This is a genomic window from Spirosoma profusum (genome assembly GCF_014699005.1).
GTDB classification, from domain to species: domain Bacteria; phylum Bacteroidota; class Bacteroidia; order Cytophagales; family Spirosomataceae; genus Spirosoma; species Spirosoma profusum.
Map to the genome: position 1 here is coordinate 36,680 of NZ_JACWZY010000012.1, position 12,448 is coordinate 49,127.

General features: G+C 48.4%; 11 protein-coding genes. 2 read left to right on the forward strand and 9 right to left on the reverse strand.

Annotation, left to right across the window (positions count from 1 at the left end; all coding sequences use genetic code 11):
- Positions 1-3 precede the first annotated feature (3 nt).
- Both IC229_RS15350 and IC229_RS15355 read right to left on the reverse strand, forming a co-directional pair.
- Complete coding sequence (locus tag IC229_RS15350; RefSeq protein ID WP_190887882.1) at positions 4-1,149, reverse strand: Gfo/Idh/MocA family protein; 1,146 nt, start codon at positions 1,147-1,149, stop codon at positions 4-6.
- Between the two features lie 146 nt (positions 1,150-1,295).
- Positions 1,296-2,429 carry a Gfo/Idh/MocA family protein gene (locus IC229_RS15355; protein ID WP_190887992.1) on the reverse strand — a complete coding sequence of 378 codons (1,134 nt, stop codon included), beginning with the start codon at positions 2,427-2,429 and terminating at the stop codon, positions 1,296-1,298.
- 317 nt (positions 2,430-2,746) lie between these two features.
- Here IC229_RS15355 and IC229_RS15360 point away from each other — a divergent pair, with 317 nt between their 5' ends.
- The gene (locus IC229_RS15360) at positions 2,747-3,994 is read left to right on the forward strand and encodes an MFS transporter (RefSeq protein WP_190887883.1); all 1,248 of its coding nucleotides are present in this window, start codon (positions 2,747-2,749) and stop codon (positions 3,992-3,994) included.
- 87 nt (positions 3,995-4,081) lie between these two features.
- Here IC229_RS15360 and IC229_RS15365 read toward each other — a convergent pair whose 3' ends face one another.
- From IC229_RS15365 to IC229_RS15385, 5 genes are all read right to left on the reverse strand, one after another.
- Positions 4,082-5,035: a phosphotriesterase family protein gene (locus tag IC229_RS15365; RefSeq protein ID WP_190887884.1), complete on the reverse strand. Its 954-nt coding sequence runs from the start codon at positions 5,033-5,035 to the stop codon at positions 4,082-4,084.
- Positions 5,032-6,432 (reverse strand): FAD-dependent oxidoreductase, encoded by a 1,401-nt coding sequence (locus IC229_RS15370; RefSeq protein WP_190887885.1) that lies wholly within the window; start codon positions 6,430-6,432, stop codon positions 5,032-5,034. Before IC229_RS15370 ends, IC229_RS15365 begins: the two co-directional genes overlap by 4 nt.
- Positions 6,429-7,256, reverse strand: a complete 828-nt coding sequence (locus IC229_RS15375) for a sugar isomerase domain-containing protein (protein WP_190887993.1) — start codon at positions 7,254-7,256, stop codon at positions 6,429-6,431. The genes IC229_RS15370 and IC229_RS15375 overlap by 4 nt, the downstream gene beginning before the upstream one ends.
- A 20-nt stretch (positions 7,257-7,276) precedes the next feature.
- On the reverse strand, positions 7,277-8,152 hold the full coding sequence (locus tag IC229_RS15380; protein WP_190887886.1) for an ROK family protein: 876 nt from the start codon (positions 8,150-8,152) through the stop codon (positions 7,277-7,279).
- Positions 8,153-8,383: 231 nt separating this feature from the next.
- Complete coding sequence (locus IC229_RS15385) at positions 8,384-9,142, reverse strand: SDR family NAD(P)-dependent oxidoreductase (RefSeq protein WP_190887887.1); 759 nt, start codon at positions 9,140-9,142, stop codon at positions 8,384-8,386.
- 235 nt (positions 9,143-9,377) lie between these two features.
- On the opposite strand from IC229_RS15385, the gene IC229_RS15390 reads away from it, so the two are divergent.
- Positions 9,378-10,367 carry a glycosyltransferase family 2 protein gene (locus tag IC229_RS15390; RefSeq protein ID WP_190887888.1) on the forward strand — a complete coding sequence of 330 codons (990 nt, stop codon included), beginning with the start codon at positions 9,378-9,380 and terminating at the stop codon, positions 10,365-10,367.
- 56 nt (positions 10,368-10,423) lie between these two features.
- Here the strand turns inward: IC229_RS15390 and IC229_RS15395 are convergent, their stop codons facing one another.
- Both IC229_RS15395 and IC229_RS15400 read right to left on the reverse strand, forming a co-directional pair.
- Positions 10,424-11,026, reverse strand: a complete 603-nt coding sequence (locus IC229_RS15395; protein WP_190887889.1) for a hypothetical protein — start codon at positions 11,024-11,026, stop codon at positions 10,424-10,426.
- 95 nt (positions 11,027-11,121) lie between these two features.
- Positions 11,122-12,069, reverse strand: coding sequence for a hypothetical protein (locus IC229_RS15400; RefSeq protein ID WP_190887890.1), 948 nt, complete (start codon positions 12,067-12,069; stop codon positions 11,122-11,124).
- Positions 12,070-12,448: the final 379 nt, after the last annotated feature.

Consider the following 12,448-nt stretch of genomic DNA (forward strand, 5'->3'; position numbering starts at 1 on the left):
AAATTAAATCTCTACCCAGGCTTGTTTGCGGTTGCTTTCGAGGATTTTCTCGCAGATAAGCAGTTCACGGTAGCCGTCGGCGAAGGTTGGATACGTTGGTTTTTCGGGTTGTTTTCCAGCGGCAATCGCGTCGTAAACTTCTTTGAATAATTGTTTCGACGTATCGGGAAAACCTTCGTTGTGTCCACCGGGGAACGAGATAACTGAACGTGCTTCGGGGTGGGCAAGGGATGGATCACGCATGAACGATTCGTTGGCACCATCACGGTTACCAATCCACATTTCATTAGGCGATTCCGAGTTCCAGGCGTAGGTTTTTTTCGAACCAGCAATTTCCAGTTTCATCTGGTTCTTACGTCCGGCCGATACCTGCGATACCGTAATAACTCCTCTGTTACCATTGTCGAAACGTAGCAGTACGTTGGCGTGGTCTTCGGTATTGATCGGTACGTCGGCATAATCTTCCGGCTTCAGCATCTTACCCGAATACGTTTCTACAGGCTTAAGGGGCTTCTTACGCAGTTTGTGAACGGTGTTAAAGTCGGCCATAACCGCTACCGTTTTCAGGCCGGTGATGTATTCAAGACTATCCATCAGGTGCGAACCGATATCGGCAATCGCCCGCGAATCGCCCGATTTATCGGGTTCGAGCCGCCAGTTATAATCGGTATCGTAGAAGAGCCAGTCCTGTAAATAAGAGCCGATGATTGAATAAATGTCGCCCAGATCATTCTGCTCGCGCATTACTTTCATCTGACGTACCAGCGGATAATAACGCAGGTTGAAGTGTACGGCATTGACTAAGCCCGTTTTCTCGGCCAGCGCAACCAGTTCTTCAGCCTCGTGTAAATCCTTCGCCAGTGGTTTTTCGCATACTACGTGTTTACCTGCTTCCAGAGCCGCTTTCGACTGCGAGTAGTGCAGGAAATTAGGCGTACAGATGTGTACGACTTTGATATCGTCCATCTTAAGTAGTTCGTCAAACGTACAGGAACGTTCGATGCCAAGCTGGTCGGCTTTCTGACGAGCGAGTTCAGGCGTTACTTCGCAGAGCGCCAGAACATTGGTGTTGGGTAAACGACGCAGGGCTTCGATGTGCGCAGGCCCGATGAATCCGGTGCCAACGACACCAACATTAATTTTTTGCATTGATTTAGGGGGAAAAGGTTATGACACAATGCTGGGACGCAGAGATGCACAGAGGAACACAGAGATACGCAGAGAAATTAAAATAACTCTCTGTGTGTCTCCGTGTCTCTCTGTGCATCTCTGCGTCCCAGCATTGTCTCAGCAATTTATTCAACAAACTTTGTCCATTTCTCCGAAGAGGTATTCGACGCAATGACGGTATCGATGAAAGCGAGTCCACGCACGCCATCTTCAACACCTGGAAAATCGTAAAGAGGGTCGGCGGGTTTGCCTTCCATGTGCGCTTTTACAGCAAAAGCAAAGTTGCGGTATAGGTTGGCAAAGGCTTCGAAAAATCCTTCAGGGTGTCCCGACGGCATCCGCCAGTGTGCCTTCGCCGATGCCGATAAATCGCCTACGTTGGGGCGGATGATACGTTGTCCTTCCTGGGTTTTGTACTTAAGTGTATTGGGTTCCATCTGATGCCATTCCAAACCGCCCAGTTCGCCATACACGAAGATTTTCAGTGCGTTTTCTTCACCGTTTGCAATCTGACTAGCGTGCAATACCCCTTTGGCCCCCCCTTCGAAGTGAAGTAATACGTTGCCATCGTCATCGAGCATTCGTCCCAGAACGAACGTAGTAAGATCGGCGCAGAGCTCGCTGATTTTCAAGCCTGTTACGTATTCAGCCAGATTTTCGGCGTGGGTCCCGATGTCACCCATGCAACCAGCGGCCCCCGATTTAGCCGGGTCGGTACGCCAGATAGCCTGTTTGTAATTGTTGTCTTCTTCTTTTTTCGACAGCCACCCCTGCGGATATTCCACAACCACTTTCCGAAGCGGACCCAGTTTGCCGTTACGTACCATGTCGCGGGCTTCTTTCACCATTGGATAGCCCGTATAGTTGTGCGTCAGACCGAATACCAAACCAGACTTTTCGACAATCTGCGCCAGTTCTTTGGCTTCTTCCAGATTCAGCGTCATCGGTTTGTCGCAGATAACGTGGAAACCGTTTTCGAGGGCCATTTTCGCGGGTGGAAAGTGCATGTGGTTCGGCGTTACGATGGAAATAAAATCCATGCGTTCACCTTCCGGGAGCTTCTTTTCCTGCTCAATCATTTCCTCATACGAGGTATAAGTCCGGTTTTCGGGAAGATAAAGCGCACGACCCGTTGCCTTCGATTTCTCAGGCGTTCCACTGAATACGCCACACACCAGTTCGATTTCGTTATCGAAAGCAGCCGCCCGACGGTGAACGGCACCAATAAAGGCATCAAGCCCTCCGCCCACCATACCCATTCGCAATTTTCTGTGCATCGGTAATGAAGTTGATTAAAACAGATTGGAAAAGATCGCGACAGGGTTGGGTTTACTGTAGTTTGTTTCAGGTTTGATTTTCAGGACTGGTTGACTAAAACCTTGACCATCAAACCTGGAACCTGAACCGAAAAATCGTTTCCCTGTAGCTCTCGCTTTTTTGTGGGCGGAAATTAGCTGTTTTCTCTTATTTTTCGGAAATTTTGCACAAAAACGACACCGAAACGGGGAGTTTATGCTTCGTTTTGCCTTTACGAAATAATCAAATCCATAACTTACTAAATCCCCTCCTGCAGAAAATGAACCAAGTTAATCCAAACCGGCTCTTCTACGCCAGTTGCTTCGCGCTGATAACTACGGCCTTCTCGTTTAGTATCCGAGCCGGTATTCTGCCTCAATTAGGCACTGAACTCGGACTGACGGCCGAGCAACTCGGTTTTATCAACTCCATGTGGTTCTTTGGTTTCCCCATTTCTATGATTATCGGTGGGCTGGTTTATTATACAGTAGGTCCCCGTACAATCATGATGGTTGCCTTTGCGTGCCATACACTAGGCATTCTTTTGACAATCTACGCGGGAAGCTACAATACGCTACTGATTTCTACGCTGTTAATTGGTATCGGTAATGGCTGTACGGAAGCTGCCTGTAACCCATTGATTGCTGATATGTTTTCGGGCAATACAATGAACAAAATGCTGAACCGCTTCCACATGTGGTTTCCGGGTGGTATTGTTATCGGAAGTCTGCTCTCCAAATTTATGACCGATGCTGGCTACTCGTGGCAGACGCAGGTTTGGATAATTATGATACCGACGCTGATTTACGTATTCCTGTTCTTCGGCCAGGCCTTTCCAACATCAAAAGTGGTGAATGCTACGTCGTTAAGTAGCAATTTCCAGGCGATGCTTACCCCGCTTTTCCTGTTTATGTTTGTTTGTATGGCCTTCACGGCTATTTCTGAATTTGGGCCACAGCAATGGGTTGGCTTGATCATGGCAAAAAGTGGAGCTACACCCATGTACATTCTCGCTCTGACAACGGGGCTGATGGCTATCGGTCGTTATTTCGGTGGGCCAATCATCCATAGCCTCAACCAGACAGGAGTTCTGCTGGGCGGTGCCGTCTTTGCAACCATTGGTATCTATCTATTTAGTACGCAAACTGGCTCTATGGCTTATGTGGCCGCTGTTTTCTTTGCGATTGGCGTGTGTTATTTCTGGCCAACCATGATTGGTTTCATTGCCGAAAATATACCAGCCAGTGGTGCCTTAGGTATGTCGGTTATTGGTGGCGTGGGTATGTTCTCGACCTCAATCTGGCAACCTATCATTGGCCGTTGGATTGATGAAGCCCGTGTTGAAAAAGCGGCAACGGGTATTACTGGTGACGCGCTGGAACTGGCTGCTGGTCAGGCAACTCTGGCCAAAATGACGATGTTCCCGATTTTCCTCATCGTAGCGTTCGTCGTTCTTTGGTTCTGGATGCGCAATCGCAAACCCGGCCATGTCGATGAAAAATTAGTGGCTCAACAACCTCAGTTGTAAGGCTTCCTATCCATTAATCCGAAGCGGTTGCTGCTACGCATTTTCGATACGTAGCAGCAACCGCTTCTTTTTTACCAACGTAGCAGATTATACTTTTTTGAACGTGTATAAAGCAGTTGGATTGTCAACCATGAGTTTTCGCCAGTAGCCACTCAGTCCCCGGCGCTCAAGTTCTTCACGAAAATGGGTCAATAAAAACACCAAACCTGGCTTCCCGCCATAAGATTGCCAGTACGTATTGCGGGCGGCATCCATACCCACTACTATCTGATCAGGAAAATCGGGCAGAAGGGTTTCCAGTAAATGATACGTTCCATTCGGTTCGTCTTTCTTCCAGCGAAACGCACTGTCATATTCAAGTCGCACACCGGTTTTCAATAGTTCCTGATGATACGTTACGTCCGGGCGACGGTCCACGTGTGAAAGTACTACGTGTCTCAAATTGGCTCCTAACGTATCGAAGCGTTTCACTTGTTCCATCGCTTGTCGCCCCTCGTTTGTATGAGTCAGGATCGGTACGCCCGTTTCGCGGTGCGTATTGACCACTGCTCGGAAAATAACCTCCTGATGAGACGTAATGGCTTCATCACCAGTGGCTAATTTGACCATTCCCGCACGGTGAGAGGTTCGCTCAACAATGGGGCCGTTGTAATCGTAACGGTCGATACCTTCCATTACGTCGGCAATGAACAGGCGCGTTAGCTGATCTTCTGAATACTGATACCGCCAATGTGAAGCTGGGTAATATTTTTCCAGATGAATACCCGTTGGTGCTACAATATGAATACCCGATCGGCTTGATACGTCGGCCAGTTTCACTACGTTACGCCCACAGTTAACAGGCATTGTATCGATCATTGTACGTCCACCGGCTGCGTACACCTGCGTCAATTCTGCCGTTATTTTCGCTACGTCGTTCAGCAGAAAATCCGGGTTCGTTTGTGTCGGGAAACTTTCCTCGATAATGATATGCTCGTGGGCATACGTAACGCCCGCCTGTGAAGGATCAATATCGCCCAGAACGGTTCGAATAAACGTCATGCTACGTTGTATATATGCCGCGCCGGAACATTATGTCGCCAGCCGTTACGCGACGTATCAGCAACAGCATCTGGTACGTCCAGAACAGCGCCAAGTTGCAGCAAATCCTCCTGCAACTGCTTGATGGCTATAGCATTTGCTGGCTCATCGTTACGTAGTGACTGTACGGCTGCGAGTCCGGCAGCCTGCCCCATCGACATGGTTTGCGCCATCGACCGACACGACGCATGGGCATCGTGCGTGGCCGAAAAACACCGACCCACCACCCAGACCGTCTGGCTTCCTTTCGGGACTATAGTACCGTAGGGAACTCCATACACGCCCGCGCCGGGAATGTACTCCCAATACGTCTCCGACGATCCGTCTGCGCCTTGTCGATGGTCTTCGATGGGGGCACCGCAAAGGAAAATACGGTCGTTGGGGAGCAGACCCGCCAGGCATTCGTCTTTTGTGAGCCGATGTTCGCCGTAGACGCGCCGGGTTTCGCGCACGCCAATCTGATGCGAGAGACCGATGATATTCGACTCCTGATACCCCGGTACGTCATCGCGGAAAAAATCTTCGTACACAAAAGCCTGTCGTCGACCTTCAATTTCGGCCTGTGTTAATGTTTCGGCATTCAATGCTGACAGCCCTGCTACTTTTACGGCAACCGTCGAGATGCACATTTTCGCGTTCATTTCATGTGCCGAACCTTCTTTGCGAGGCAATGGATGGTGGCCACTATCGACAGCTTCCTGCATAGCTCGCACCAACATTTTCTTGCCACCCGCCCGTTCATATTCGTCCAAATCGACATTGCTCATCCGAAACGTAGTGGTCATACTTTGAGCGGGTTCGTGCTCACCTGCGCGTTCGTAAGCAAAACCGGCTAAATGACAAAAATCGGCATCGCCCGAGGCATCAATAACCCGCCGGGCCAGTACTTTACAAAAACCGCCTTTGTTCCAGAAAACACAACTGTAGCGTTCACCGGCTGAATTAACATCAATCAATGTAGTATGCAGTAAGTAGCGAATACCCTGTTGCTGAATTAGTTGATCCCAGACGAGTTTCAGCCGTTCGGGGTTGTAGTTGACGCCTGTACCAGCTCCATACGTATTGGGACGCAGAAAAATATTACCCGTTTTGTCGAGTTCGTTCACGACGCGGTCGGGCCAGCCGCCAACCACTTTTCGCGGTGTTTCGCCGGGCGTAAAAAAGCCGTAGAACGTATCGAGCATCTGCGTCGACGTACCGCCCGGAAAACCGTACCGCTCCACCAGCATGACCGACAATCCTTGGCCCCGTTCTGCCGCAGCCAGAGCCGCTACGCACCCTGCTGATCCCGCGCCAATAACCAGTACGTCGACCTCAGCCAACAACGGCACCGCTACGTGATTAATAATCGTAGTCATGCTTCCGGTGTTTGAACCGTTGACGTAGCACCGCTGACGTAGGACGGAATTCCAACCTGTTGATAGAGTTTGGCTAGCCTGTGGGCGTGTTCGTCGTAGGCTCCTTCAAACAACGTAACGGCCCGTTCAGCACCCACTACGTTCGCGGCCGATAATACTTTGGGGGGCTGTCCTGCTTCGGTAAGCAGACGCGCCACTTCGGCTTTGATGCAGTTTACAATCAGCGCTCCACCAACCGTTGAGCCGGGGGATACAGGCGTATCAAGGCCCGGAACAGTCACCATTGCATCGCCCATCGGTGCGCCGGTATCCAGCACTAAATCGGCAAAGTCGGTCAGTTTTTTCCCGTCTTTTCGTTTGCTGGTACTTTTTTCGGCGTGTTGTTTCGTCACCAACGCCACTACTTTAACGCCCCGTTGCTGAAACAATTCGGCCATTTCGATGGGTACTACGTTACAACCGCTCGACGAAATCACCAGCGCCGAATCTGTTGGAGAAAGATCGTAATTCCGCAGAATCCGGTCGGCCAGCCCCGATACGTTCTCCAGAAACATGGCCTGACGTTGCCCATTAGCTCCTACCACCAGATTATGAAACGACAGCGAGAGTTCGACAATGGGGTTGAAACCGGCAAACGACCCGTAGCGCGGCCACATTTCTTCAACCATAATCCGGCTGTGGCCACTCCCGAACAGGTGTACCATCCGGCCCGACAAAATGGTCTGGCTGAACCATTTGGCCGCCTGTTCAATAGCAGTTTCCTGTTGTTCAACGGTGTTCAAAATACCCTGTGTACGTTGCAGATATTGTTTGATTACGCTCATCATGCGTGATGTTTTCAGTTTCAGAAAGAAGCGGCTCCGATAGCGCCTGCCCAGTCATCGAAATGCGCCTTGACAATGGTTGTTTTTTTGCCCGACGGTCGCCATTCGAACAGGTCCATGAACGTAGCGAGTGGGCTAAACAGTGCATCACCCGCCTGCGTAATGCCTCCTCCGATGATGACAACCTCCGGCGAACACAAATTCGCTATAGACGCCAATGCCACCGCCAATCGACGTATCGATGTGAGCCAGACCAACGTAGCGAGTGGTTCGCCCTGCCGATACGCATCTACCAACTCGTGTGTGGTTTGATAACGGCCGTACGACCGGCGGCTCACCGTTACGTTGCCGATGGCGTCTTCCAGGCTACCGGGCATATTCGTTACGTCCAGGTGTTCAGCGTCGGCATCGACGGTGATGTGCCCTACGTGACCGGCCATCTGAAAAAAGCCCTGATACAACTGCCCATCCACCAACAGTCCTCCACCTACACCCGTACCCAGCGTGAGCATCGCTACGTGTCGGAGGTTCCGAGCCGCTCCAAATCTGGCTTCGGCCATTAAAGCTGCGTGCGCGTCGTTCAGTACGTGTACTGGCTGTCCCAGATATTCGGACCAATTGAATCCTTCCAACCCCTCCAATCGACCCGGCATACAGGCGATGGCCGTATTATCGACCGTGGGAAGCCCCGGAGCTGCCAACCCAATATGCTCTATAGGTTCTGAAATCAGTGTTTTCAGATCGGTAACAGTCTGCGCGATAGCCCCTTTCCAGCCGCTCCCTTTTTCGCCGTCGTTGGTGGGTGTCAATTGTTTATGCAGCACCTCGCCGGTATCTGTGTCGAGTAAGACGCCTTTAATGCGGGTGCCGCCGAGGTCGATGCCAATGGTTTTCAATACGTAAAAAGGTAATGAACGCCGAAGCGACGTTGTTGATTTACACTGACGAAAGTAAAGACAATCTTTTGAAGAATAAATAACTTATTATAATAAGTTTAAATTTTTACTTTCAAGTTTCTAATAATCAGCAACATATACGCAATATCCAGAGAATGATATCGTAACAGCCCACCGCTTCAGCAGTGGGCTAATATGGCTTCCACCGAGGAAGACTTATCCTTAAAACGATTAACTCTGCTTACGGTGAATCGTCATAGCGCCTGCCTGTGCACCCGCCAGAATGGTCATATCGGCAATGGTAACGTGCGCGGGAGCCGTTACGGCATACACAATGGCATCGGCAATGTCGTCGGGGGTGAGGGGTGTGAAGCCATTATAAATTTTTGCGGCACGCTCCTGGTCGCCTTTGAAACGTACCAGCGAAAACTCCGTTTCGACGGCACCTGGTGCTACGTTGGTTACCTTGATTCCGTGCTGGGTTAAATCAAGACGCATACCCGCGCTGAGCGCTTCAACGGCGGCTTTACTGGCGCAGTACACAGCTCCGTTGGCGTAGATTTCTTTACCGGCTATCGAGCTGATATTCACGATATGTCCCTTCTTTCGTTCAACCATACCCGGCATCACGGCTTTTGATACGTAGAGTAAGCCCTGCACATTCCCATCGATCATCTGGTCCCAGTCCGCTACGTCGCCATCCTGAATGGCCGACATCCCGTGTGCATTTCCCGCACAATTCACCAGAATATCAATGCTTTGCCACTCTTCAGGCAACGTATTGATGGATTCATAGACTTCTACCCAGTTGCGCACGTCGAAATTGAGCGTAGTCGTCGTCGTTTTCTGGCTTAACTGTTCCTGCAATTCATCCAGCCGGTCCTGCCGACGACCGCAAAGAATCAACCTGAATTCAAGATCGGCAAAAGCTTCGACGGTTGCGCGTCCAATCCCCGACGTAGCACCAGTAATAAGAGCAATACGAGACATAGATACAATAAACGATAGATGGAACGGTAAAGATAAAGCCCCGACAAAAGGTTTTGGGCCTTTCCCAAACAATTCAGTCGAAAATATGCAGTCTTTGGCCGGTGGTTCGAAGTTTGGTTAGGTTTTTGTATTAGACCGATCAGAGTTAAGCAACCCCATTCGATTCCTCAACGTATCGACAGAAGTTGCGATAGAGCTCTGCTGCGCTCAATCAATTTATTTTTAGTACAACTCCATGACACCTGAATTTTCGGTTGTGATTCCAACGTATCAGCAACCAGCACTACTACTTAAATGCCTTGATGCACTGGGACGGCAGCGGCTCCCGCGTCATCAGTTTGAAATTATTGTGGTCGATGAGGGCAACTCGTCGGAGACAGAAACCGCTGTTCAGCTTTTTGCCAAACAAATTGCCCGCGACGGAAGTCCTCTCGAAGTTCGTTACCTCCGACAGCCTGAACGCCGGGGTATGGCAGCCGCCCGAAACCGGGGCTGGCAGGCGGCACGGGGCTATATTATTGCGTTTACGGACGACGACTGTCTACCCGAACCGGATTGGCTTTCGTCGGCGCTGGCCTGTTTTCAGAGGGGGGCGCAGGTGGTCAGCGGACAAATGCGCGTGCTTTTGCCCGACCATCCTTCACCACTCGACCGAACCGCAACGCTCCTCCGACGTACTGAATTTGTTTCCTCGAATTGTTTTGTCCGAAAATCCGCTCTGGAGCAGGTAGGCGGTTTTGAAGAAGCTTTCGATACGTCGTGGCGCGAAGACAGCGACCTGCAATTCAAATTGTTACGTGCCGGTATTCTGATCAGCAAGTGCCCGGAAGCGGTGGTTGTTTATCATATTCGTCCGTATCCCTGGTATGGGTTGCTGCAGGACGAACGAAAAAATAGCTACGACGCCTTACTGTACAAACGGCACCCGGACTTATTCAAAAAGCGCATTCCGTCGTACCGTCGACAAACCCGGCAATATTATTCGGCAGTTCTAAGCATTGCGTTGAGCCTGATTTGCCTGATAACCGGTCAGCTAGCCTTCACCCTGATTGGCCTGAGTATCTGGACAATTTTCACGGCCGACTTGGTGATACGTCATCTTCCGCGCAATCCGCTCACCTGGCTCGACATTAAACATGCTGTTGTAACTGCGATTGCGACCCCTTTTTTATCGATCTATTGGCGTCTCTACGGAGCGTTCAAGTATAAGGTACTTTATCTTTAGCATAGGGCAGAGGGGTAAGGGCATGGGGTAGAAAGATTTACTGATTATGAGTTACGCTATTTAGCAAAGGCAGCAATACGGATGTTGGTATACCACACAGTATTTGTTAGAAGAGTCGGGTCAGGTCCGATATGTCCCACAGCGAAGGATCGGGCTCCATTCTCATAACCAATATCAATACCGATCTGCTTAATTGGTTTCAACGTTAAACGAGGCCCATAATAGGAGAGTAAAGTAGCCGCCGTCGAATACAGAGCATTTCCCTGTTCAAATTTAAGTAGGGGTCTAAGGCTTATATTGAAAGCAATCGAAACCCACTTAATAGGCTCATAGGCAACATAGGGCGCGATATTTAGATAATGAAACTTATCCTGGATAATAGGGTCACCATTTTTATTGGATTCCTGTAAAATCAGTCGATAGTAGCTGACATCAGTACCGGCATGAATTTGTTTCGTAATAGCATAATCACCATAAATTCCAAGGTTTACTGGCCTTAGTAAAGAGAGACCACCTAATTGCCAGGATGATGAAGAGATATAGCCAAGGATCAATTCAGGTTTGCCCACACCTGCCAGCACACCAAGCGTAAAATTTTTCTGGCAAATTCCCGTATTAATTGACACTAGGGCTAAAAAGAAAAGAAGAAGTTTTTTCATTAAACTTTGAACTGAGAATCGCGGTACTATTGAAAAGCCGCGATTCTATCAATACACAATAATTAATTCGTAAAACTCACAGAAAATATATCATACTAGATCCAACTCAATGTGCAACTAGCACAACCACCAGCATCACAATAAACTGCTTTAGCAAAAAGTAAGCTGCCGGAATTTAAAGAACAACCTGAATTACCACTGTTACACTTGCATTTGTAAACAGTTGCTGCGGCTCTGGCTCCAGCGTTTTTGTCATCTCTCATTAGTTCATTCACCAGTGGATCTACGGAGAGCGTAATATTGGTTTGAACGGGAAGCATGATTAACCTGCCAAAGAGATTTACATGTATATACTGATAACTGGAAGGTAAATCGGCAGGCCCAGTACTCTTGTTTAAAGCATCCAAATCATCAACCTGATAGCCTTTAGCAAATGCCACAATCTGCTTGCGTATTTCTTCTAGCTGCATCATTGAATGGCTTGGAGATACCAACGTACTTAACTCTGCTTTGCTTGTTACAAAGTGGATGGGTTGATTAAAATTGATGATTTCAGCGGTATTGAATGTTTCCTCTGAAACACCAATCCTGGCCGAACCGCTAGTCGTCATGTTGCATGCAGTACAATTTTTGGCCGCACAGCCCATGCTTACTTTTCCTCCGAGTGTAGCATAATAAGGGGAACATCCATTTCCTCTAGTGCAGGTACAGGTCACACTACCTCCCGCTGCTGATCTTGCCTTGCCGTCCGTAGTTTGTCCAATTACCTTATACCCATTAGGTAACGTATAGGAAAAACTACTGGGATCATCTTTGATCTTTCTTAAAATGGTGCCTATTGGTAGCGTAAGCCCCTGATTCCCAATTTTTAATTCTTCGGTTAAAGTAATCTCATCGTTCTTGCTCTCTTCGCCTAATAGAAGCTTATCGAATTTTGCTCCATAGTTCAGAATTTGATCACCTGGCTTTAGCGTCTGATCATTTCCTGGCCGGTTGCAACCAACAAGCAATACCAAGAAAAGGAATGTCAATAACTTTTTCATAATTTTGAATTGTTTAATGGCAAAACATTGGACACCTTCAAAGCCCTACCTCCGGTCGTCAAACTGTTGTAGGGCTTTATTATGCCAAGTAACAAAATTCAAGTATATCTATAAGTATTATTTTAATACTTATTAAATAATTTATACATATTTTATAGACACATATTCGTATTCAATTTCAGGAAAACACTGTTATTTTATATCAATTTTAAGTTTGATTGCTATCAACTAAAAGATGGGAGATTGTCAGTTGTAATGTTTTAGGATAGAAAATTCTTTAAAAAATTATACATACAGAATGGCTCGGATTTTGTCCCACTTTGAAAGTTAGGAAACCTTTCAGTTTGATGAAATAACTCCGGATGGTTGAGCATCTATC